This is a genomic window from Marisediminicola sp. UYEF4, assembly GCF_040546025.1.
Lineage (GTDB): Bacteria > Actinomycetota > Actinomycetes > Actinomycetales > Microbacteriaceae > Marisediminicola.
This window is the reverse complement of the sequence record NZ_JBEPNA010000001.1, coordinates 17,024-38,070: the sequence shown is the minus strand read 5'-3', so window position 1 is coordinate 38,070 and position 21,047 is coordinate 17,024. Positions and strand designations below refer to the sequence as shown.

At 70.0% G+C, this 21,047-nt stretch carries 21 protein-coding genes; 12 read left to right on the top strand and 9 right to left on the bottom strand.

Annotated elements, in window-relative coordinates; all coding sequences use genetic code 11:
• Positions 1 to 85 precede the first annotated feature (85 nt).
• The gene (locus ABIB15_RS00155) at positions 86 to 433 is read left to right on the top strand and encodes a hypothetical protein (protein WP_354474273.1); all 348 of its coding nucleotides are present in this window, start codon (positions 86 to 88) and stop codon (positions 431 to 433) included.
• A gap of 32 nt (positions 434 to 465) precedes the next feature.
• On the opposite strand, the gene ypfJ is transcribed toward ABIB15_RS00155, so the two are convergent.
• Positions 466 to 1,356, bottom strand: a complete 891-nt coding sequence (ypfJ, locus tag ABIB15_RS00150; protein ID WP_354474272.1) for a KPN_02809 family neutral zinc metallopeptidase — start codon at positions 1,354 to 1,356, stop codon at positions 466 to 468.
• A gap of 351 nt (positions 1,357 to 1,707) precedes the next feature.
• Between ypfJ and trxA the strand changes: the two genes are divergently transcribed.
• Entirely contained in the window at positions 1,708 to 2,088 is a 381-nt protein-coding gene (gene trxA / locus ABIB15_RS00145) for a thioredoxin (RefSeq protein ID WP_354474270.1), read from the top strand.
• On the opposite strand, the gene ABIB15_RS00140 is transcribed toward trxA, so the two are convergent.
• The gene (locus ABIB15_RS00140) at positions 2,089 to 2,544 is read right to left on the bottom strand and encodes a MarR family winged helix-turn-helix transcriptional regulator (RefSeq protein ID WP_354474268.1); all 456 of its coding nucleotides are present in this window, start codon (positions 2,542 to 2,544) and stop codon (positions 2,089 to 2,091) included.
• Positions 2,545 to 2,625: 81 nt separating this feature from the next.
• Here ABIB15_RS00140 and ABIB15_RS00135 point away from each other — a divergent pair, with 81 nt between their 5' ends.
• Positions 2,626 to 3,444 carry a TspO-related membrane protein gene (locus tag ABIB15_RS00135; RefSeq protein ID WP_354474267.1) on the top strand — a complete coding sequence of 273 codons (819 nt, stop codon included), beginning with the start codon at positions 2,626 to 2,628 and terminating at the stop codon, positions 3,442 to 3,444.
• Positions 3,441 to 5,093 carry a DHA2 family efflux MFS transporter permease subunit gene (locus ABIB15_RS00130; protein WP_354474265.1) on the top strand — a complete coding sequence of 551 codons (1,653 nt, stop codon included), beginning with the start codon at positions 3,441 to 3,443 and terminating at the stop codon, positions 5,091 to 5,093. The genes ABIB15_RS00135 and ABIB15_RS00130 overlap by 4 nt, the downstream gene beginning before the upstream one ends.
• Positions 5,094 to 5,101: 8 nt before the next feature.
• On the opposite strand, the gene ABIB15_RS00125 is transcribed toward ABIB15_RS00130, so the two are convergent.
• Positions 5,102 to 5,887, bottom strand: coding sequence for an alpha/beta fold hydrolase (locus ABIB15_RS00125; RefSeq protein WP_354474264.1), 786 nt, complete (start codon positions 5,885 to 5,887; stop codon positions 5,102 to 5,104).
• Positions 5,888 to 5,947: 60 nt separating this feature from the next.
• On the opposite strand from ABIB15_RS00125, the gene ABIB15_RS00120 reads away from it, so the two are divergent.
• Positions 5,948 to 6,751: an EI24 domain-containing protein gene (locus ABIB15_RS00120; RefSeq protein WP_354474262.1), complete on the top strand. Its 804-nt coding sequence runs from the start codon at positions 5,948 to 5,950 to the stop codon at positions 6,749 to 6,751.
• A gap of 46 nt (positions 6,752 to 6,797) precedes the next feature.
• On the opposite strand, the gene ABIB15_RS00115 is transcribed toward ABIB15_RS00120, so the two are convergent.
• Complete coding sequence (locus tag ABIB15_RS00115; RefSeq protein WP_354474261.1) at positions 6,798 to 7,424, bottom strand: DarT ssDNA thymidine ADP-ribosyltransferase family protein; 627 nt, start codon at positions 7,422 to 7,424, stop codon at positions 6,798 to 6,800.
• Positions 7,425 to 7,828: 404 nt separating this feature from the next.
• On the opposite strand from ABIB15_RS00115, the gene ABIB15_RS00110 reads away from it, so the two are divergent.
• Positions 7,829 to 8,644: a CPBP family intramembrane glutamic endopeptidase gene (locus ABIB15_RS00110; protein WP_354474259.1), complete on the top strand. Its 816-nt coding sequence runs from the start codon at positions 7,829 to 7,831 to the stop codon at positions 8,642 to 8,644.
• A gap of 269 nt (positions 8,645 to 8,913) precedes the next feature.
• A complete protein-coding gene (locus ABIB15_RS00105) occupies positions 8,914 to 10,356 on the top strand; it encodes a uracil-xanthine permease family protein (protein ID WP_354474257.1) in 1,443 nt (480 codons plus the stop codon).
• Between the two features lie 561 nt (positions 10,357 to 10,917).
• On the opposite strand, the gene ABIB15_RS00100 is transcribed toward ABIB15_RS00105, so the two are convergent.
• The 3 genes from ABIB15_RS00100 to ABIB15_RS00090 form a co-directional block, all read right to left on the bottom strand.
• Complete coding sequence (locus ABIB15_RS00100) at positions 10,918 to 12,363, bottom strand: aminotransferase class I/II-fold pyridoxal phosphate-dependent enzyme (RefSeq protein ID WP_354474256.1); 1,446 nt, start codon at positions 12,361 to 12,363, stop codon at positions 10,918 to 10,920.
• Between the two features lie 24 nt (positions 12,364 to 12,387).
• Complete coding sequence (locus tag ABIB15_RS00095) at positions 12,388 to 13,053, bottom strand: esterase/lipase family protein (RefSeq protein WP_354474254.1); 666 nt, start codon at positions 13,051 to 13,053, stop codon at positions 12,388 to 12,390.
• Between the two features lie 91 nt (positions 13,054 to 13,144).
• A complete protein-coding gene (locus ABIB15_RS00090) occupies positions 13,145 to 13,396 on the bottom strand; it encodes a hypothetical protein (RefSeq protein ID WP_354474252.1) in 252 nt (83 codons plus the stop codon).
• Positions 13,397 to 13,505: 109 nt separating this feature from the next.
• On the opposite strand from ABIB15_RS00090, the gene ABIB15_RS00085 reads away from it, so the two are divergent.
• Complete coding sequence (locus ABIB15_RS00085) at positions 13,506 to 13,724, top strand: hypothetical protein (RefSeq protein ID WP_354474251.1); 219 nt, start codon at positions 13,506 to 13,508, stop codon at positions 13,722 to 13,724.
• Between the two features lie 20 nt (positions 13,725 to 13,744).
• Here ABIB15_RS00085 and ABIB15_RS00080 read toward each other — a convergent pair whose 3' ends face one another.
• Positions 13,745 to 14,386 (bottom strand): DUF1294 domain-containing protein, encoded by a 642-nt coding sequence (locus ABIB15_RS00080; protein WP_354474250.1) that lies wholly within the window; start codon positions 14,384 to 14,386, stop codon positions 13,745 to 13,747.
• Between the two features lie 91 nt (positions 14,387 to 14,477).
• On the opposite strand from ABIB15_RS00080, the gene ABIB15_RS00075 reads away from it, so the two are divergent.
• The 4 genes from ABIB15_RS00075 to ABIB15_RS00060 all read left to right on the top strand — a co-directional run bounded on the left by ABIB15_RS00075 (position 14,478) and on the right by ABIB15_RS00060 (position 19,729).
• Positions 14,478 to 15,641, top strand: coding sequence for an exonuclease SbcCD subunit D (locus ABIB15_RS00075; RefSeq protein WP_354474248.1), 1,164 nt, complete (start codon positions 14,478 to 14,480; stop codon positions 15,639 to 15,641).
• Positions 15,638 to 18,670, top strand: a complete 3,033-nt coding sequence (locus ABIB15_RS00070) for an AAA family ATPase (RefSeq protein ID WP_354474246.1) — start codon at positions 15,638 to 15,640, stop codon at positions 18,668 to 18,670. Before ABIB15_RS00075 ends, ABIB15_RS00070 begins: the two co-directional genes overlap by 4 nt.
• Before the next feature lie 99 nt (positions 18,671 to 18,769).
• Positions 18,770 to 19,213, top strand: coding sequence for a hypothetical protein (locus tag ABIB15_RS00065; RefSeq protein WP_354474244.1), 444 nt, complete (start codon positions 18,770 to 18,772; stop codon positions 19,211 to 19,213).
• A gap of 36 nt (positions 19,214 to 19,249) precedes the next feature.
• Complete coding sequence (locus ABIB15_RS00060; RefSeq protein WP_354474242.1) at positions 19,250 to 19,729, top strand: hypothetical protein; 480 nt, start codon at positions 19,250 to 19,252, stop codon at positions 19,727 to 19,729.
• Positions 19,730 to 19,776: 47 nt separating this feature from the next.
• On the opposite strand, the gene ABIB15_RS00055 is transcribed toward ABIB15_RS00060, so the two are convergent.
• Positions 19,777 to 21,045, bottom strand: coding sequence for a M18 family aminopeptidase (locus ABIB15_RS00055; protein ID WP_354474240.1), 1,269 nt, complete (start codon positions 21,043 to 21,045; stop codon positions 19,777 to 19,779).
• Between the last annotated feature and the right edge of the window lie 2 nt (positions 21,046 to 21,047).

The following is a 21,047-nucleotide window of genomic DNA, read 5'->3' as shown; positions in this document are numbered from 1 at the left end:
CCGCGCGGCGCCGCGTGCGCACGGTCTGCTCGCCGCCCAGCAACTGGTGACAGACTGGGGCTACAAACAGGCTAAGGAGACACCCGTGCCAGATTCCGCAACCACCGCGTTCACCGAAGGCTCCGTCGCAACGGCGGGCACGCCGAAGCGCCACTTCGATCTCGCCGAGACCGACGCCGCTGCCACCGCCTCCGCGCGCGACGACGCGCCGAGCGTCATCCGTACGACGGCCAAGCCCGCACTACCGGAGGCCGCCCCGGTGACCCCGGCTGTCGTGGCACGCAAGCCCGTCACGATGATCCCGCTGCTCGCGGCATCCGCGCCTTCCGCCGCGACCTCCGACGCTGCGTCCGACGCTGCGTCCGACGCTGCGTCCGACGCTGCCGACGACAAGGCCGAGGGCGGATGCTGCGGAGGCGGCTGCTGCTCCTGAGCCCGGTGGGCCGCTGACCTGCGGCACCACCGCTACAGCTGGTCGGCGCTCACCGCGAACGTGTCGCACGCCGCCGGCCCGTTGTCGTACCCGGTCATGAACCACCTCTGCCGCTGCTCGCTCGACCCGTGTGTCCAGGTCTCGGGGTTCACCCCACCGCCGGCCGACTCCTGGATGCGGTCGTCGCCGACCGCGGATGCCGCGCTCAGCGCATCCTGAATCTGCTGCGGGGTGACGGGGTCGAGGTAGGGCGTTCCGGACTCGTCCTCGGTCTCGGACGCTCCCCGGACCCAGGCACCCGCGAAGCAGTCGGCCTGAACTTCGAGGCGGATCGCGTCGGAGCCGGGTCCGGTGTCGGAGCGATCGGTTCCCTCGAAGAAGCCGGCGGTCTGCTGGATGTGGTGGCCGTACTCGTGGGCGACGACGTAGAGCTCGGCGAGCGGGCCGCCGCTCGCGCCGAACCGCTCGCGCAGCAGGTCGTAGAACGTCGTGTCGATGTAGATGGTCTCGTCGGGCGGGCAGTAGAACGGACCGACGGCGCTCGTGGCGTTGCCGCAGGCGGTCGTGGTGGCGCCGTCGAACAAGACGAAGTCCGGCTCGCGGAATTCCACGCCGATCGCCGGTGCGGCCTCGATCCAGTAGTCGTCGAGCGACAGCAGCGCTCCTGCCATGCGGCAGTCGACGCTCTCATTGGCGTCTGCACCGGTCTGGCACTCGCTCAGCGCGGAATCCTCCGGGGCGGGGCCGCCTGCGCCGCCGCCAGCGCCTCCTCCGAGGATGCCCGACAGGTCGACGCCGAGCAGCTGCGACAGGAGGAGGATCGCAACTACCCCGATGCCGCCCCCGCCCACCGCAAGTCCGGTCGTGCGGCCGCGGCGTCGCACACGGCTATTGCTGATGTTCGAGTCGTCGTTGAACGTCATGGATGCACGTTACCGACTGCCGGCCCACTTTCATCACTTTCATCATTCAGGAGTCAGGCCACCCCGGCGACTTTCATCATTCAGGAGTCAGGCCACCCCGGCCTTCGCGCTCACGCAGGAATTTGCCGACTCGGGGCGAATAGCCGCCTGAAGCGCGGTATCGCGCCAGATTGTTGCCCGAGCCACCGGCATCCGCCCCCCGGCTCCTGAATGATGAAAGCCGAGGACCAGCGTTGACCAGTACTGGCACACCCAAACTCCTGAATGATGAAAGCCCAGTGGGGAAGATTTGACCGACCGCCGCCGTTGTTGTGGACTAGACACCCGAACATCCACAGAAAGGAGGACACCATGGCCACCGTCGAACTGACAAACGAAGTGTTCGAAAAGACCGTCACGAGCCCCGGCATCACCCTCGTCGACTTCTGGGCGGAGTGGTGCGGGCCGTGCAAGGCCTTCGCCCCGATCTACGATGCCGCGAGCGAGCAGCACTCCGACGTGACCTTCGCCAAGGTCGATACCGAGGCCGAGCAGGCGCTCGCCGGCGCCGCGGGAATCACCTCGATCCCCACGCTCATGGCGTTCCGTGACGGCGTGCTCGTCTTCTCCCAGCCCGGAGCCTTGCCTGCCCCGGCGCTCGAGCAGGTCATCACCGCCGTGAAGCAGCTCGACATGGACGTCGTCCACGCGGAGATCGCCAAGCAGCGCGGCGCATCCGAGGGCACCGAATAGTCACCAGCGCCTCGCGGGCGATGCCGCGATGATGTCGAGCAGTGCGCGCCTGAGTTCCGCTGTCTCCGGCGCCGGCGGAAACATGTTCGCCTCGAGGTGCTGCGCTCTCTCCCAGATGACACTCCCCGCTGGCGTGCGCGTGACCAGGCGTCGGCGGGCATCGCCCGGCGAGCGCACCCTCGCGATGTAGCCGTCGTTCTCGAGCCGCTCGAGAGTGCGAGACAGGTTCTGGTTGTTGACTCGCGCGCGACGGGCGAGCTCGGCCTGGCTCAGCGGCTGCTCGCCCAGATGGTGCAGGGCCACGAGGCCGGCGTGGCTGAGCCCGAGGTTCTCGAGCGAGTCGTACCACGCGTGTTCGACGAGCCGCGCCGCCGTGGAGAGCAACCGGCCGGTGGGCCACGATTCGATGCTCGCCGCCCCGAAGACCTTGGCTTCTGTCGATATTCTGTCGTTCACTGTGCTCTCCCTTACAGGATCGTCACTGGGCTACCGTCAATGCTAGCTTCGTTCCGCAGCCAGATCACGGACGGGGACGACATGACCAGCTCCATGGTTCACACGGGCCGCGACCTCCTCCGCCAGTGCGTGGTGGCGGCGAGCGCCGTCGCCGCGATCGTCGGGTCGTTCATCGGCTCGGGGGCTGCGGGCGGCACCCCCATCCAGGATGCCGCGGGCGGCGCGCTCGCGACGGATGCGACCCCGATCGCCCCCGGCGGCGCCGCCTTCGGCATCTGGTCGGTGATCTATCTCGGCCTCATCGCCTACGCGATCTGGCAGTTCCTGCCCGCCCAGAGGTCCGACCCACGCCAGCGTCTGCTCGGCTACCCCATCGCGGCGAGCCTCATCCTCAATGCCGCCTGGATCCTCAGCATCCAGTTCGACCTGCTGCCGCTCAGCGTTCCCGTGATCGTGCTGCTTCTCGCCGTTCTCGTCTACACCTTCCGACTGACGATCGTGACGCGGCCTCGCACGCTCATCGAGGCGCTCGTCGCCGACGGCACCGTCGGCCTCTACCTGGGCTGGGTCTGCGTGGCGACGGCCGCGAACATCACCGCGTGGCTCGTCACGACCGGATTCGATGGGTTCGGCCTCGGCTCGGATGCCTGGGCCGTCGGGGTGATCGCTGTCGCGGGCCTGGTCGGCGTGCTGCTCGCCTTCCGCGGCCGCGGCCGGCTCGGCCCCGCGATCTCCCTCTCCTGGGGACTCGCCTGGGTCGCCGTCGCCCGCGTCACGGGCGACCTCGTCTCGCCGCCCGCCGCGGCCGCCGCGCTCGTCGCCGTGCTCGCGGTCATCGGCTTCACCGTGGCGCTGCGGCTCATGACCCCGAAGCTGTCCGCATCGGCCGTGACCGCGTGAGCGAGATCGTCGCGCTCCCTCGGGTGCAGTCCCCGCGGGCTCGCTGGATAGGCCTGCTCTTCATCAGCATCGCCGTCGCCGTGATCATCGTCGACTCGACCATCATCAATGTGGCCATCCCGTCGATCGTGGCCGATCTCAGCATCACCTCCACCCAGGTGCAGTGGGTGCAGGAGAGCTACACCCTGGTCTTCGCCGCGCTGCTACTGGTGTTCGGCACCCTCGCCGACCGCTACGGCCGACGACGGATTCTACTGACCGGCGTCGTGGTGTTTGCCGCGGCATCCGTCCTCGCCGCCTTCGCCTCCAGCGGAGATCTGCTGATCGGATCGCGCGTGATCCAAGGCGTCGGAGGAGCGATGGTGCTGCCGACAACACTGTCGATCATCAACGCGACGTTCCGCGGTAGGGATCGGGCGATCGCCTTCGCGATCTGGGGCTCGACGATCGGCGGCATGGTCGCCGTCGGGCCGCTGTTGGGCGGCTGGCTGACCACCTACTACTCGTGGCGGTGGGCGTTCGGTATCAACGTGCCGCTCGGGATCATCATCATCGTCGGCGTGCTCCTCTATGTGATCGAGACGAAGGATGCCGGCGAGCCGCGACGCATCGACGTGGTTGGCGCGATCCTGTCGGTGATCACGAGTGCGAGCCTGGTCTTCGGACTCATCGAGGGGCGCACCTTCGGCTGGTGGACCACGAATGATGCACCGACGATCGGAGCCTGGACCTGGCCGTTCGCACTCTCGCCGATTCCGCTGGTGTTCCTCGTGACCGTCGTCTCGGGAATTGCCTTCGTACGCTGGGGCATCCGCCGGGAACGCGCCGGAGCGTCCACCTTGCTCGCCTTCAAGCTGTTCCGCATCGCCTCCTTCCGCAACGGCAACATCGCCGCGCTCATCGTGTCGCTGGGCGAGTTCGGCATCATCCTCTCGCTCCCGCTGTGGCTTCAGAACGTGCTCGGGTACACGGCGCTGCAGACCGGGTTCGTGCTGCTCGCTCTCGCGATCGGCTCCTTCGTCGCGAGCGGTGTCGCGGGGGCGTTCGGCAACCGTGTCTCGCCCGAGACCATCGTGCGCATCGGCCTGATCGCCGAGATCGTCGGTGTGGTGGGCCTGGGCGTCGCCATCTCGCCCGGGGCGACCTGGCTCAGCATCGTGCCGTTCCTCTTCGTCTACGGGCTGGGCGTTGGCCTCGCCACGGCGCAACTGACGAGCGTGGTGCTGAAGGACGTTCCGGTCGCCCAGAGCGGGCAGGGATCCGGTACCTCGAGCACCGCGCGCCAGATAGGCTCGGCACTCGGCATCGCCGTTCTCGGCACCATTCTGTTCACCTCTGTCGGCACCTCACTCGATGCGAAACTGAGCGACCTGCCCGCCGAGTCCCGCTCGCAGATCGTGGCCGCCGTCGTCGACAGCGCCGGCGCCGCGATTCCCTCGCTCGATGCTCGGGGCGCCGAGGTCGCGGATGCTGCCCGAGCGGCGTTCAGCGACGGCACCAGGTACTCCGCGTTCGCCGCCGCGGGGTTCCTCGTCGTCGGGCTGATGGCGACACTCCGGCTCTCGGCTCGCCGGCACGAGCCGGGCGAACCGGACGGGCCCGGCGAGCCTGCGGCCACCGACGAGCAGAGGGGAACGGTAACCACCTGACCCGGGCGTCACCCGATCGCAACCGCCACAACGCGGGCCAGCCGTTTGCGCACGAGGTGATCGCTCGCGTCGACCCTGTGCACGGTCACGTGCCGCATCTGCTCGACGATGCGCAGGCCCCCGGGCATCAGGAACGGATCGAGCGCGCCGTAGACGATCTCGACCGGCACGGTCACCGAGGCGATGTCGCTCACCGTGGTCTGCGACTCGATCGAGTTCTCGAGCGAGAGCACGAATGCCGTCCAGTTGCGGGCGTTCACCTCGAGCACGTTCTTGATCGGCGAGATGCGCGCGAGCATCGCGGCATTGCGCATCGTGAAGTTCTGGTTCGTGCGCAGAAACTCGTACGCCTTGAGGTACAGCCCCATCGCGGCACGCTCGATGGGATCGCCGAGGGCCTCCGGGTTCACATACACGGGCGGGCTCACGAGCACGAGCTTGGAGATGCGCTTGCGGTTGGTCGCGGCGTAGCGGCTCGCGATCAGGCTCCCCATCGAGTGCCCGACGAGCACGAAGGGATGCCTGAGGCGCAACGCGTCGAGGGTATCCTCGAGCGCCCTGACGTGCTCCTCGATCGTGAAGGTTGCCGACGCCGGGGCCACAGACTCGCCGAAGCCGAGCAGGTCGACCGCGATCACGCGGTGCCGGTCGGTGATCAGCGGAATCAGGTTCTCGAACGTGACCGCCGACGACGCGATCCCATGCACGAGCACAACGACCGGGCCGGTGCCCTCATCGATCGCGACATGCAGCGGCGGGGTCTTCACCCGCCGGAGTCGATCGAAAAAGGTCACTGCTCGATTATGTCTGCCGCGCGTTGACTAACGGTTCGTATCGCCTCGTAGGGTGGAGGGGTGGACAGCGGCGGAACGAACTCACGGCCGCCCGGTCTCGTGCGGCGGTTCCTCGGCGGGATGGGCTACCTCGTTCGCGGGCTCCGACTCTGGGCCACGTCACCGCGGCTGATGCTGCTCGGCGCGCTCCCCGCCCTCGTCGTCGGCCTCGTCTTCGCCGCGGCACTGGTGCTGTTCGCGATAAACCTCGAGGCGCTCGCCGCCTGGATCACCCCGTTCGCGGACCGCTGGGAGGACCCCCTCCGCGCCGGCACCCGGTTCGCCGCCGGCACCGCGCTCGTCGCGGTGACCGTGCTGCTCGCCGTGTACACCTTCGTCGCCGTGACGCTCGCGGTCGGCGACCCGTTCTACGAGCGCATCTGGCGTGCGGTGGAACAGCGGATGGGCGACGCCCCGGCAGAGATCGACGAGCCGTTCTGGCGGTCGGCGGCGCGCGGCATCGGCAGCGGCATCCGGCTGTTCGCCCTCACCGCGTCGGTCGGCCTCTCGCTCTTCGCCGTGAGCTTCATCCCCGTCGTCGGCCAGACGGCGGTCCCAGTGCTCGGCGCCCTGCTGGGCGGGTGGTTCCTCACGCTCGAGCTCACCGGTTTCGCGTTCGACGCGCGCGGCCTGCGACTGCGCGACCGGAGACGGATGCTGGGTGCGCGGCGCGCCTCGACGCTCGGCTTCGGGGTGCTCACCTACCTGCTCTTCCTCGTTCCGTTCGGTGCGATCGTCATCATGCCCGCCGCCGTAGCCGGCGCGACGATGCTCAGCCGCGACGCGCTCGCCTCCCAGTCACGGGCGGCCCTGCCTGCCGGGTGAGCAGGTCGCGCTGGGGCTGGGTGAGCAGCTCGCGCAGCGGCGTCGGTCAGTCGTCGGTCGGCACCGCGAACCACGGCGGGTGCACGGCGACGCGCGGCGCGTGGGTCGAGCCCGCGAGTGCCAGCTTCACGGCGTCGCGGGCCCGGTCGTGCGGCACGCCGATGAGGGTCACCGCGTCGAACGTAACCGAATCCTTGACGAGGAATTCGGCGCTCAGCAGGGCATCCGATTCGTCGTCGGAGATCAGCCGATACAGCATCCGCTTCCAGGTCTCGTCGGTCGCGGCGAACCGGGTGAGCTCGCCGGCCGGGTCGCCGTCGGTCATGACGATGGAAGCCTCGTCGGTCGCGACGGTCTTCACGGTGCTCACGAGGATGACGAACTCGGCGGCAGCGAGCCCATGGGCGGTCGGCGCGAGGCGGGGGTCCGTTGATCCCGCGCGCATCGACTCCCAGAGCCTCGCGTTCGGCGAGAGGTAGAACGGCACATGCTCAGCGACGGTTGCGCTGTCCGGGCCCGCGACGGTCGTCGCACGACGGGCGGCGCGCGCCTGGTCCGAGGAGATGTCGGTGACCGGGCTCGCCTCGGCGTTCAGCGCGCCGCTGCCGAGAATGCCGGGGAGGTTGCTCGCGTGGGTCACGTGGTAGATGCGCTGCTCGCCGAGGTTCGGCACGGGCTTCGCTGGAGCGGCGGGGGCGGCCCGCTTGGCCGCAGGGGCCTTCTTGACCGGAGCCCTCAGGCTGCTTGGAGTGGTGCGGAGGCTGGTCGTGGTTCGTGCTGCAGCCCGTTTGACGGGCGGCTTTGCGGAGGCTGGCGTGGGGGGCGCCTTAGGGCTGCAGGCGTCGCAGCGGTCCCGGTCAAGTCCATGGATACATTCGTCGATCACAACGAAACACTACGCGCGTCGGGCGCCTCCCCGAGGCGCTGTTCCCTCAGTTTGCGGTGACGGCGGTGGCGGGGCACGGGTCATGAGCGAGCCCGGCACGGCCTGGTAGCGGCCGTCGGAAGGCGATCCGAATCGCTTCAGCGCAGGAATCCTGTGCGGCATTCCCCACCGGGTGCTGGCATGCTTGACGCATGGTCACGGTTCAACCAAAGGTCAAGCAGCAGTTGTCGTGGGGGCTCATTCCGGCGGCGGGGGTCTCGGCATCCGCGGTCCTCCTCTTCGGCCTGCTGAACCTGCCGGCCGGGTACGCGGTGCTCGTCGGGAGCCTCATCCTCGCCGTCGTCATCGACCGGTCGCTCGCGAGCGACCTGCTGCTCATAGGGATCGGCATGGGCATCATCTCGACCATCTCGGTCGCCGCCGACATCAGCTACGGAAACATGCTGCTCATGGGCACCGTGCTGACGCTCGCGGTGCTCGTGCCGTTCCTGATCGACCGGTACGTCTACAAGCGGCGCACCATCGTGTTTCCGATCCGCACCGGCCAGAAGTGGTCGACGCTCGAGCGCTCCTACCTCGCGATCGTGCTCGTGCTCGGCTGGACGATCCTGCCGTTCTACTTCATCGGCTCCGGCTCGTACCAGAACTGGCCGGCGGTCAGCGCGCCTGACGAGATCGCGCGATTGTTCGTCGGGGTCAACGCGGTGGGCATCTGGGACGAGCTGTTCTTCATCTGCACCGTGTTCGCGCTGTTGCGCCGCCACTTCCCGATGTGGCAGGCGAACATCCTGCAGTCGGTGATCTTCGTGTCGTTCCTGTGGGAGCTCGGCTACCAGTCGTGGGGGCCGCTGCTCACCGCCCCGTTCGCGCTGCTGCAGGGCTACATCTTCTCCAAGACGAAGTCGCTCCCGTACGTCGTGAGCGTGCACCTGTTGTTCGACCTCGTCGTGTTTTTGGTGCTCGTGCACGCGCACAACCGCGGGTGGTTGCAGGTCTTCTTCTACTAGGAAAGCCGTCGCCAAAGTCGGAACCCAGCCCTCGGACTCCGGATGCTGCGCGGCAGCCACCTCCGAACGACGGGGCCTCACCTCGCCCGTCCCTCCAGCTTCCGACTTTCGCGACATCCGACCGCTCCCGGCCCGGCCCTCGCGCCACGGCCCGATGCCCGAGCTCCCGCGCCGGGCTCCCGCGCCGGGCTCCCGGTCCGATACTGTCGAGTCCGACCCATCACGGGCGCGGCAGCGGGCATCCGCTCCCCGACAGGAAGCGGAATCAGATGGCACTCCCCTGGAAGCTCCATGGCGACGGCAAGAATGTCGCCGCGAACGAGATCGTGCAGCCGGAGGAGCGCCTCACCTGGCCACGCACCATCGGCTTCGGCGCCCAGCACGTCGTCGCGATGTTCGGCGCGACGTTCCTGGTGCCGCTCATCACCGGGTTCCCGCCCGCGACGACTCTGCTGTTCTCGGGCGTCGGCACGCTGCTGTTCCTGATCATCACGAAGAACAGGCTGCCCAGCTACCTCGGCTCGTCGTTCGCGTTCATCGCGCCGATCGGCGCGGCGGTCGGATCCGGCGGGCAGTCCGTCGCCCTCGGCGGTGTCATCGTCGTCGGCGCGCTGCTCGCGCTCGTCGGCGTGGTCGTGCACCTCAGCGGCACCCGTTGGATCAACGTGGCGCTGCCGCCCATCGTGAGCGGCGCGATCGTCGCCCTCATCGGCTTCAATCTCGCCCCGGCCGCCCGCGACAACTTCGCGGCATCTCCCCTCATTGCGACGATCACGCTGCTGTCGATCATCCTCGCCGCGGTGCTCTTCACGGGCCTGCTCGGGCGCCTCTCGATTGTTGTCGGCGTCGTCGTCGGCTACGTCGCCGCCGTCATCGCCGGGCAGGTCGACTTCTCGGGCGTCGGCGCGGCCGCCTGGGTCGGGCTGCCGCAGTTCACGACCCCGAGCTTCTCGCTCGAGTACGTCGGCGTGTACCTGATGTTCCTGCCGGTCGTGCTCGCGCTCATCGCCGAGAACGTCGGACACATCAAGGGAGTCGGCCAGCTCACCGGGCGCAACCTCGATCCGCTCACCGGGCGCGCCCTCTTCGCCGACGGACTCGCCACCGTCATCTCCGGCATCGGCGGCGGCTCGCCCACCACGACCTACGGCGAGAACATCGGCGTGATGGCGGCGACCCGCGTGTTCTCGACCGCCGCCTACTGGGTCGCCGGCATCACCGCGATCCTGCTCGGCCTGTCGCCCAAGGTCGGCGCCATCATCTTCTCCGTTCCGCCGGGGGTGCTCGGCGGGGTCACGACCGCGCTCTACGGCCTGATCGGCATCATCGGCGTGCGCATCTGGGTCGAGAACCGCGTCGACTTCAGCCTGCCGAAGAACCAGCTGACCGCGGGCATCGCCCTCATCATGGGAATCGCGAACTTCACCATCGTGCTCGGCGACGTCGAGTTCACCGGCATCGTGCTCGGCACGGTCGCCGCGATCGTCGTCTACCACCTGATGAACGGCCTCGGACAGCTGCGCGGCACTGATGGCGCACGGGCGGATGCTGGTGCTGACGGTGCTGCTAGCGGTGCTGCCGACACCGACGAGCGCGCGGCTACCGGCGAGCGCGCGGCTACCGGCGAGCGCGCGGCTACCGGCGAGCGCGGGACTACCGACGAGCGCGCGGCTACCGGCGAGCGCGGGGCTACCGGCGAGCGCGGGGCGTAGGCGGCCGGGCCCACCAGCATCCGCCCGCAACCCCCGCGCATCGGCGCCCACCCGCGCTCACCCGCGTTCGCGCGGGTGTCGTTCACTCGTGCGGGTGCGATTCCGCCGCACGAGTGAACAACACCCGCATGAGCGCCGCGCACGCGGCTGCGACGACGCTCGTACCGCGCCAGCACCCGCATCCGCTCATCCGAAGGCCGCCAACCGCTCGCGCCGCGGGACCGGCCGTTGCGCGCAACACCCGCGCGGGCCGCGCCCTGTCGTCCGCCACCAAGCCACAACCGCAACGGTGGTTTGTCTCGCCGGCCGTGCCTTTTAGCGCCGAGTGTGCCCGGTACAGAAGGCACACTCGGCGCTAAAAGGCACACTCGGCGCTAAAAGGCACACTCGCCGCGAACGGGCACACGCGCCGCCAGCGGGCACCCGCAGACAAGCACACGCGCCGCCATCCGGCGCTCGCCCGCGTTCATGCGGGTGTCGTTCACTCGTGCGGCTGCGATTACGGCCGCACGAGTGAACAACACCCGCATGAGCGGGGACGCGGGCGGCTCGATGCCGCCCCTACAGCGCCACCACCCGCATCACGCCCGCATCGACGGCACCGCGCACGTGCCCGAATTCGGCCGCCGCCACCGCCTGCACGAAGTCGATCAGCTCGCGGGTGATCTCCTCCCCCGGCATGACGTTCGGGATGCCGGGAGGGTACGCGGCGAGGGAGTCCGCGGCGACGCGCCCCACGGCATCCCCGGCGGCCACGATCTCGTTCGGCGCGAAGAAGGCGTCGCGCACGGTCATCCGCGCCGTGCCCCAGGCCGGAAGCGGCGGCATCCGCGACTCGCGGCGCGCGACCGGGTCGACCGGGAGCGCGTGCAGGGCGGCGACGAGCCCGTCGATCGACGGGGCCGCGGATGCCGCAAACAGCGCGACAATGCCGGCATCCGTCGCCATCTCGACGAGGATGCCGTGCTCCTCGGCGAGGATCGTGCGCGCCCGGTGCCCGTTGATGCCTCCCACGCGGGTGTCGATGGGGATGCGGAGCGGGTCGACGCCGCCGAAGCCCGGCACGATCGGGAACCCGTCGGAGACGATACCGAACCGCCCGCCCGAGCGCACCCGACCGCGGAGGGACTCCGCGACGCCGAGCGCGTCGCCGATCTGTGCGGCGCCCGTCGCGAGCCGACAGCGGGCCAGGTCGAGCGACGCGAGCAGCAGGTTGCTCTCGCTCGTGCTCTGCACGATGCTCCGAGCGCGGTCGACCTGCGCCTCGAGGGCGCCGGCGAACGGACCATGCCCGAGGTGGAGCATCGCCGACTGGGTGAGCGATCCGCCGAGCTTGTGCGTCGACGACACCACGAGGTCGGCACCCTGGCGCAGCGCATTCTGGGGCAGTGAGGGGTGGAATCCGAGGTGGGCGCCCCATGCCTCGTCGACGACGAGGGGCAGCCCGGCCGCGTGGGCGACCTCGGCGAGCGCTGCGATGTCGGAGACGAAGCCGAAATAGCTCGGGCTCACGACGTAGACGCACGACAGGGTGGCGCCCCCGGCAGCACCGATCGCCGCCGCGACATCCGACGCGACCAGGCCGTGAGCCATCCCGTCGAGAACGACCGGCGCCACGAACCGGGCCGAGCCGCCCGTGAGCACGAGCGCGTCGATGACCGAGGAGTGCACCGACCGTTGCACGAGCATCTGGCCGCCGGGGCGCAGGCCCGCGATCGCGAGGGCGGCGATCTGGTTGCCCTGGCTGGCCCCGTTCGCGAGGAACCAGCTGCGCCGTGCTCCCCACGCCGCGGCCGCGAGCCGCAACGATCGCTCGAGCGGGGTTGGCGTGGCACCCATGTCGATGCCGTGCATCATCGGCATGAGGTCGAGCGACAGCATCCGCTCGCCGAAATAGTCGCCGAGGCTGTCCCCGGCGCCGCCGTGACCCGGCAGGTGGAAGCGGGTCGGATGCGACGTGGCATACGCCCGCATGGCGTCGGCGTAGGGGGTCTCGCGCTGGTCCATGCCTGAAGCTTAGGATCGCGTCGGTCAGCGCCCCGCCGCGCCGACACTCTTCAGCACCTCTCCGATGAGCAGCGGATGCCCGAGCGGCCGGAAATGCCCGACGAGCGGAAGCCGCACGTTCTCGGCCCCCTCGAGGGCGCTGCCGCCGGGAATGTACTGGTCGAACGAGCTGAACAGCGACGTGATGCGGGAGTTCACGCCGTCCGCGCGCAGGAGCGTCAGCACGATCGGATGCTCCGGCCGGAACTCGCGCATCGCCCGGCCGAGGGCGTACCTGGCGAGCGGCGACCCGGAGAATGGCGTGTTGATCGCGATCATCCGCTCGATCCGTCCCTCGACGTCGTCGACGGTCATCATCCGCTTACCGATGAGCCCGCCCTTGCTGTGCGCGACGACGATGACGCCGGTCAGTTGCCTCTCGCGCAGGAACTGCTGTGCGAGCGTCGCCGTCTCGTCGATGGCGCGACCGTTGAAGCCGAGGGCGTGCACGAAATGGACCGGATGCCCGTGGGCGTTGAGCGCGTCGGCGAGCCGGTCGAGATAGTGCCAGGTCTCGAACACGCCGGGGATGAGGAGCACCGGGGCCTCGGTGCCCTCGTGCAGCTGTGGCGGGCGCAGCCCGTGCCGCACGCTGCGCGCCCTGGCCTGCGCGACATAGCCGTAGTCGCGCAGCAGCCCGCGGGCGAGCATGCGGTTGCGCGCGCCGAGACTGGCACCGATCGCGCCACCGCCGATCGCAAGGCGCGCACCAATCGGCGCCCGCGCACCACCCTGGTCCCGCTTACCGGGAGGCGTGATTCTCGATTTCTTCGGCGAGGTCCTCGACCTCCTCCGGCCGCACCTCAATCCCGGCCCGGCGCAGTCGCTCCGCGAGCACGTTCGCGACGTCGTCGTCGATGTGTCCCAATTGGATGTCGGCCAGAAGGTCGCCCACGATCCCCTTGATGGTCTGCCCAGTGCCGGTCTGCCCAGTGCCGGTCTGCCCAGTGCCGGTCTGCCCAGTGCCGCCACCGCTCACGCCCCGTCCCGTCATGGCCTCACCTCTCCCTGTTGCCCTTTAGAGTGCGCGCCGTTTGCATCGGCTTCAAGCCCCTTGGCCGAAATCGGTAACCGCCGCGCGCAAGATACTGCGACGATGGACCATGGCTGACTTGCAGAACGAACCGATCCAGGATGGCACCGGCGCCACCGCCGACGAGAAGACGCAGGGGATCGCCGACCAGGTGAAGGCCGACGTCGACCTCGGCAGCGCGGATGCCGATGTTTCGGCCGAGCTGCAGCAGCGCGCCACCGAGGCGGGCGTACCGATGACCGCGACCGACGCGGACGCCATCGCCGACGATATCGCCGACTCGCGGTAGCGCATCTGCCGGCCGCCCCGCTACGGCTGCGAGAGACGCGCGACGAGCTCGAGAAACTCCGGCGAGCTGAACGCGATGAAGGCCGTGACGTTCAGCGCGACCGTGCCCCAGAACGCCAGCTGGAAGCTCATCTTGCGGGTCTTGTGGCGCAGCGTCTGCTGGGCGACGACGGCTCCCGGCCAGCCGCCGACGAGTCCGAGCGCGAGCAGCGAGCCCTCCGGAGTGCGCCAGCGCCCGGACGCCGCGGCGGACTTGTCATCGGCGTAGACGAGATACGTGAGGACACTCGTGCCGGCGTAGAGGCCGATCACCCAGCCGGGCAGGTCCCGCTCGGTGGCGATGAGGGCGAACAGCACGACGAAGGCGGCGACGGCGAGGTAGCCGGCAAAGCCCAGATTGAGCGAGCGTTTGATCGGCGGAGGAGTGTCGTCGAGCGTCTGGCCGAGCGCGAGCACGCGGCGAGCCCTGATCTTCCCCTCCGGCGTCGCCCCCATCTCGAAGGTGAACGTCTCACCGAGGAGCGGCCGTCTGCTCGCATCGACAAACTCGGAGATGTGCACGAACACGTCGGCGCCGCCGTTCGCCGGTGCGATGAAGCCGAAACCGCGCGAGTCCTTCCACGAGACAAGAGTGCCTTCCATGCGCTCTGCTCGGGATGCCATCCGCCGATGCTATCGCCGCGCGGCGGCATCCGTGAAAGTGACCGGCGCGCTCCCGCCGCCAGTGTCGGCCGTGCGGGTTAGCGTCGGACACATGCGAATCCTCCACACCTCCGACTGGCACATCGGGCGCACCTTCCACGCGCATTCGACGGTCGAGAGCCTCCGCGTCGTGCTCGCCGCGCTCGTCGACGAGGTGCGGCAGCGCGCGATCGACGTTGTCGTGGTCTCCGGCGACATCTTCGACTCGGCCACGCCGGCCGCGGACTTCTACACTGTGCTCACCTCCACCCTCCGACAGCTGCGCGAGGCCGGAGCCACGGTGATCATGACGAGTGGCAATCACGATTCGGCCACGCGGCTGGGCTTCCAGTCCGAGTTCGCCCAGCTGGCCGGCATCCACGTCATCACGAGGCACGACCAGCTCGACATCCCGGTGACGCTCTCCGACGAGCACGGACCGGTGCACTTCTACGGCATCCCGTACCTCGAGCCTTCGCTCGTGCGACACCACTACCCCGACGCGAAGCTCGGCACACACGAGCAGGTTCTCGGCTTCGCGATGGACCGGGTGCGCGCCGACCTCGCCGTCCGCGGCGGACGCTCGGTCGTGCTCTCGCACTGCTTCGCGGTGGGCGTCGAGGCGAGCGACGTCGAACGCGACATCACCTCGGGGGGCATCGACTACGTGCCAGCGGGAGTCTTCGGCGGACCCGACTACGTCGCGCTCGGCCACATCCACTCCCGCAACGCGATCAGCGAGCGCGTGCGCTACTCGGGCGCGCCGCTGCACTACTCCTTCGGCGAAGCGGACCGCCCGCGCGGGGCTTGGCTCGTGCAGCTCGACGCCGCCGGGCTCGACCAGGTGACCTGGGTCGACCTCCCGATCCCGCGCCGGCTCGCCGTCCTGACCGGCACGATCGAGGAGCTGTTGACGGATGCTGGTCTCGACGCCCACGCCGACGCCTGGGTTTCGGCCGTGCTCACCGACCAGGTGCGGCCGCTCGACGGCATGCGGAGGCTGCAGCAGCGGTTCCCGCTCTGCGTGAACCTCCAGCACCGGCCGCTGGTCACTTCCGACGCCGGAGACGACAGCTACGCCGAGCGGGTGCGCGGAAAGTCCGACAACGAGATCGTCGCCGACTTCCTCACCTTCGTGCGCAATGGTTCCGGGCCGAGCGACTACGAGCGGGAGAGAATCCGCGACGTGATCGCCGTTCAGGCCGCATCCGACGTTCTCGATGAGGCAGTCGCGTGAGGATCCGCACGCTCGAGATCGAGGGGTTCGGCCCGTACAAGCAGCGTCAGCTGGTCGACTTCGACCGGTTCGCCGGGGATGGCCTCTTTCTCATCACGGGCAAGACCGGGGCGGGCAAGTCGAGCATCCTCGACGCGATCTGCTTCGCCCTCTACGGCAGCGTGCCCCGCTATGACGGCACCGAGTCGAACCTGCGCAGCGACCACTGCGCCGACGATGATCCGACCCGGGTCGAGCTCGTCTTCACGGTGCACGACACCGACTACCGGCTCTCGCGCAGCCCGGCGTACGACCGTCCGAAGAAGCGGGGCGTCGGGATGGCGCTGGAGAAGGCCACCGCGGAGCTGGCCGTCCGCCGCGACGACCACTGGGAGGGCGTCGCCGCCATCCCGGCCCAGGTCGGCCCCGAGGTGCTGCGCATCGTCGGGCTCACCAAGGACCAGTTCCTGCAGGTGATCCTGCTTGCCCAGAACCGGTTCCAGGAGTTCCTGCTCGCGAAGAACGACGACCGGCAGAAGGTGCTGCGCAGCCTATTCGGCACGCACCGCTTTCTCGACATCGAGACCGCGCTCGTCGACCAGCGCAAGGCTCTCGAGGTGCGCCTTGCGGCCGCCCGCGAGGCCATCGCCGTCGACGCGGCCCACGCGGCCGCACTGCTCGGCGTCTCCGAGGCGGGAGGCGGGCTCGACGAACCCGACTCGTCGGCCGGAGGAACCGGTGTGGCCGGCACGAGCATCCCGACGCCACTCGATCCCGACCTCCCCTGGTTCGAGCAGGGGCTCGCCGCGATGACCGACCGGCTCCTCGCCGCGACGGATGCCGTGGCGCGAGCCGACGCCGAGTTCACTGCCGCCGACGTGGCCCATCGCGCACTCGAGAGGACGCGCGAGCAGCAGGACCGGCGCGACGATGCGCGGCTGCGTCTGGCCGAGCTCGAGGCCGAGCGCGACACTGTTGCCCTGGACCGCGAGGCGCTCGACCTCGCGCGCCACGCGGCCGCCGCGACGCCGCAGGTGACCGCGAGGCGCACCGCCGCCGCCGCTCTCGACTCAGCCCGGGCCATCGAAGCCGTCGCCGGCGAGGGGTATCACGGTCGCTTCGCAGACGATCACTCCCCGAGCACAGGCGACCTTCGCGCTGAGATCGACGACCTGAGGCAAACGCTCGGCACGCTCTCCGACGCTCTCGACGACGAGGCGGCGCTCCCCGCGCTGACCGCCGCAACCGGCACGCTGCAGCGCGGGCGCGACGACCTCGCGACCGAGGTCGCCGAGCGGGAGGCCAGGGCCAGGTCGCTGCCTGCCGAGCTCGAGGAAATCCGCTCCCGACTGGGCGAGGCGAAGGGGCTCGCCGCGACAGCGCCTGACGCCGCCGAGCGCGTCGAGCGGCTCACCGCCGCCGAGAAGGCCGCCTCGACGGTGGACGGCCTCGAGCCGAAGCTCGCCGCCGCGCTTGCCATCGCGACCGCCGCGAGCGGCGAGGCCGCCGCGTCCGCCACGCTCGTCCACGATCTGATGACCCAGCGGCTCTCCGGGCATGCCGCCGAGCTCGCCGGCCAGCTGCGGGAGGGCGAAGCGTGCTCCGTCTGCGGCTCGGCGGAGCACCCCGCCCCGGCTACCTTCGACGGCGCCCCGGTCACCCCGGAGGACATCGAGCGCGCCCGCACCGCCGCCGCCGCGCGGCAGGCCGACCTCGACGCCGCGCACGAGGCCACGACGGATCTCGACCGACGGGTGGCGGAGGCGCGCGCGGCAGCGGGCGGCAAGGCGAGCGACCAGCTGCGGGTCGAACTCGCCGAGGCACGCGACCGGCTGGCCGTCGCCGTGGCCGCCGCCACAGACTCGAGGGAGCTTGAGCTGGAGCTGGCGCGCCTCACGACCGAGCTCGCGGACGCCACGACCGCCCTCGACCGGATCCGGTCCGACCGCGACGACGCCGAAAGGCAGCTGGTCGAGAGCCACACCCGGTGTTCCTCGCTCGAGGCGCGGATCGCGACCCACCGCGGCGACTTCGACTCCGTCGCGGCCCGATCTGCACAACTGCGACAGCAGCTGGACGCGGCGTCAGCCCTCGCCGACGCGATCGCGGCGGTTTCCGCGCGACTCGAGACTCTTGACACGGCGACCACGGCGGTTCGCGAGGTGCTCGACGAGCATGGCTTCGCCGACGAGTCCTCCGTCGTCGACGCACGACGCGACGTCGACGTGGTCGCGGCGATCCAGGCGCGCATCCGCCGCTTCGACGACGCCCTCGCCGCCGCGGCCGCGACTCTCGCGGAGCCCGCGATCACGGCCGTGCCCGACGACGCGGTCGAGCTCCTCCCGGCCGAGGCCGCCCGCGACGCCGCGGCGGCGGCACGGGACGCGTCCCTCGCCACGAGCACCGCGCTGGGCACCCGGGTCGAGCAGCTCGGCACCATCGTCGCCTCCGCGCGGCGCCGGATCGCGGCATCCGGGGCGCTGCTCGACGAGCAACGCCAGCTGCGGGAACTCGCGAACGCTGTCGAGGGCAAGGAGCCCAACGACAAGCGGATGCGTCTCGAAACCTACGTGCTCGCCGCCCGCCTGGAGGAGATTGTCGCGGCCGCGAACGCGCGCCTGCGCACCATGACGAGCGGTCGGTACGCGCTTGAGCACGACGACGCGATCGCCTACCGCAACGTTCAGTCCGGGCTCGGCCTCGCCATCCGCGACGAGCACAGCGGACGCGCCCGAGCAACCCACTCCCTCTCCGGCGGCGAAACCTTCCTCGCCTCGCTCGCGCTCGCTCTGGGCCTCGCCGAGGTCGTGCAGAACCAGGCCGGTGGCATCCGGCTCGACACGCTCTTTATCGACGAGGGCTTCGGCTCGCTCGACGGCGACACCCTCGAGATCGCCATGAGCACGCTCGACTCCCTGCGAGCGGGCGGGCGAACGATCGGCCTGATCAGCCACGTCGAGGCGATGAAGGAGCAGATCACGGCGCACCTCGAGATCACGGTGTCGGGCAACGGATGGAGCGAGATCGCGGAGGCCAGGGCTTTCGCCTGACCGGACGTGCCGCCCCTCCCCGCCACACACCCGGCCGGAGTTATGCACACATCGCCGCCGCGCTGCCCCCGCGCAGCGCCCCCGGGCGACTCTGGGCCAATGAAGCCGCAACAGTATGACCCCGACCAGCTGCTCCCGCTCTCGACCCCCGAACGCATCGAGGGCCGCGTGCTCTCCCTCATCGGACGCGCCACCCGGCGCGAGATCTGGTTCCTCTTCGTCAACCATCGCGATACCCAACTGCCGATCATCCTGCCCCTCGAAGACCACCCCTCGCTCCCCGCGCCCGGAGACCCCGAGCGGTTCACCCGCATGCTGTCGCACGTCGGCGAGGCCACCGGTGCCGCCGGCGTCATCGTCGTGATCGAGCGCTACGCCGACCCCCGGCTCTCCCCCTCTGACCTCGCCTGGGCCAGCACCCTGCACGCCGCGGCGGTCGAGTCGACTTTGATCCTGCGCGGGATGCTGCTGAGCCACGCCCGCGGGGTTCGCTGGGTTGCACCAGATGACTATCTCTTTCCCGCCGGCGGCGCGACGGTCTGACGGTCGAGAGGCAGCGCCGCTAGCATGGGCCGCATCATGCCCTTCCTCTCCGAACCCTCGCGCGCGGCACTCGATCGACTCGCCCAGGACGAGTCCGCCGCGACGCCACCCGATCCGCTCACACGGGTGCGCGGTATCCGCGCGCTCACCGTCGCCCTGGAAACCGAGTCCGCGATTCTGCAGAGCGTGCGGGAGGCGCTCGAGGGCGGAAGCTCTTGGAACGAGGTCGCCGACGCTGCCGGGCTCGGACCGGCGGCAGCCAAGTGGCGTTGGCAGGGCACCGACAGCGAGATCGAGGCACGCCACGAGGCAGGGCGCAAGCGTGCCGTGAGGCCGAGCAGCGTGCCCACCGACCTGCCCGGGCTCTCGGTCTCGGATGCCGCGGCTCGGCTCGGGGTGACCCCGCAGGCCGTGTACCTCAAGGTGACCCGCGGAACGCTCACCGCCCGAACGGTCGATCTCGCCGACGGCCGCAAGTACAAGCGGGTCTTCCTCCCGGACGACCCGGAGGCCTAAGGGCGCCCGAGGCCTTCCCCGGCGAGCGCACACCCGGCCGCGCGCCGTCAGCCGACCGGTGCCAGGAACGCCTCAATCGCGCCAGTCAACGCTGCGGGGTCGTCGACGCCGCAGAGCTCGCGGGCGGAGTGCATCGACAGAAGCGCGATTCCGACATCGATGGTGCGGATACCGAGCCTGGTCGCGGTGAGCGGCCCGATCGTCGAGCCGCACGGCAGCGAGTTGTTCGAGACGAACTCCTGGTACTCGACCCCCGCCTGACCGCAGGCGCGCGCCCACTCGGCGGCACCGAGCGCATCCGTGGCGTACCGCTGGTTCGGGTTGATCTTCAGCAGTGGCCCGCGGCCGACGACAGGGCGATTCGCGGGGTCGTGCCGTTCGGGGTAGTTCGGGTGCACGGCGTGCCCGGCGTCGGCAGACAAGCACCAGGATGCGGCGAGCGCGCGCGCTTGGTCCGAGACCGAGACACCCTCCTTGATGCGCGCGAGCACGTCCGACAACAGCGGGCCGCTCGCCCCCGACCGCGTCGCCGAGCCGACCTCCTCATGGTCGAAGGCGGCGAAGACGAGGATGCGCTCCGGGTCCTCCGGCATTCGCAGCAGCGCGGTCAGACCGGAATGCACCGAGGAGAGGTTGTCGAGCCGCCCCGACGCGAACAGGCGCCCACCGATGCCGAACACCGTGGGCGGTGCGGTGTCGGCGACAACGATGTCGTAGCCGACGACGGCCGATCCGCGCCGGCCGGCGAGCTGCGCGAGGTGGTCGACCACATCGGCATCTGCCGGGTCACCGACGCCGATCACCGGGTTGAGGTGGACCTGTGGATCGAGCTTCAGCCCCTCGTTGACCGCACGGTCGAGGTGCACCGACAGCTGGGGGAACCGCAGGAACGGTCCGGTGCGCACGAGCACGGTCGAACCGTTGTCGAAGACGAGCCGGCCGGCGAACTCCAGCTCGCGGTCGAGCCAGGAGTTGAACAGCGGGCCGCCATACACCTCGACCCCTGCCTGGACCCAGCCGTGCGAGCTCGTCGTCGGCTTCGGCTTGAGCTTGAATCCGGGCGAGTCGGTGTGCGCGCCGAGTATGCGGAACGGGGTCGTCGCGGTTGCCGAGGCGGGCTCGATCCAGGCGATGATGGCACCGTCGCGGATGACGAACCGCTTGCCCGCGCCGCCCGCCCAGGCATCCGTCTCGTCGACGGCACTGAATCCGGCGTGCGTGAGCCGCCTGGAGCACTCGGCGACCGCGTGAAACGACGATGGGGATTCCCGCACGAAGTTGGCGAGGTCGTGCAGGTGGTCCAACGAATCGCTCATGT

Excerpts from the sequence above, each read along its gene's own strand:
- ABIB15_RS00065 (WP_354474244.1), top strand. The coding sequence starts at position 18,770 with ATGAAGCCGCAACAGTATGACCCCGACCAGCTGCTCCCGCTCTCGACC.
- ABIB15_RS00095 (WP_354474254.1), bottom strand. The coding sequence starts at position 13,053 with ATGCTCGCCCGCGGGCTGCTGCGCGACTACGGCTATGTCGCGCAGGCC.
- ABIB15_RS00135 (WP_354474267.1), top strand. The coding sequence starts at position 2,626 with ATGACCAGCTCCATGGTTCACACGGGCCGCGACCTCCTCCGCCAGTGC.
- ABIB15_RS00080 (WP_354474250.1), bottom strand. The coding sequence starts at position 14,386 with ATGGCATCCCGAGCAGAGCGCATGGAAGGCACTCTTGTCTCGTGGAAG.
- ABIB15_RS00100 (WP_354474256.1), bottom strand. The coding sequence starts at position 12,363 with ATGGACCAGCGCGAGACCCCCTACGCCGACGCCATGCGGGCGTATGCC.
- trxA (WP_354474270.1), top strand. The coding sequence starts at position 1,708 with ATGGCCACCGTCGAACTGACAAACGAAGTGTTCGAAAAGACCGTCACG.
- ABIB15_RS00090 (WP_354474252.1), bottom strand. The coding sequence starts at position 13,396 with ATGACGGGACGGGGCGTGAGCGGTGGCGGCACTGGGCAGACCGGCACT.
- ABIB15_RS00105 (WP_354474257.1), top strand. The coding sequence starts at position 8,914 with ATGGCACTCCCCTGGAAGCTCCATGGCGACGGCAAGAATGTCGCCGCG.
- ABIB15_RS00085 (WP_354474251.1), top strand. The coding sequence starts at position 13,506 with ATGGCTGACTTGCAGAACGAACCGATCCAGGATGGCACCGGCGCCACC.
- ABIB15_RS00060 (WP_354474242.1), top strand. The coding sequence starts at position 19,250 with ATGCCCTTCCTCTCCGAACCCTCGCGCGCGGCACTCGATCGACTCGCC.
- ABIB15_RS00075 (WP_354474248.1), top strand. The coding sequence starts at position 14,478 with ATGCGAATCCTCCACACCTCCGACTGGCACATCGGGCGCACCTTCCAC.
- ABIB15_RS00110 (WP_354474259.1), top strand. The coding sequence starts at position 7,829 with ATGGTCACGGTTCAACCAAAGGTCAAGCAGCAGTTGTCGTGGGGGCTC.
- ypfJ (WP_354474272.1), bottom strand. The coding sequence starts at position 1,356 with ATGACGTTCAACGACGACTCGAACATCAGCAATAGCCGTGTGCGACGC.
- ABIB15_RS00055 (WP_354474240.1), bottom strand. The coding sequence starts at position 21,045 with ATGAGCGATTCGTTGGACCACCTGCACGACCTCGCCAACTTCGTGCGG.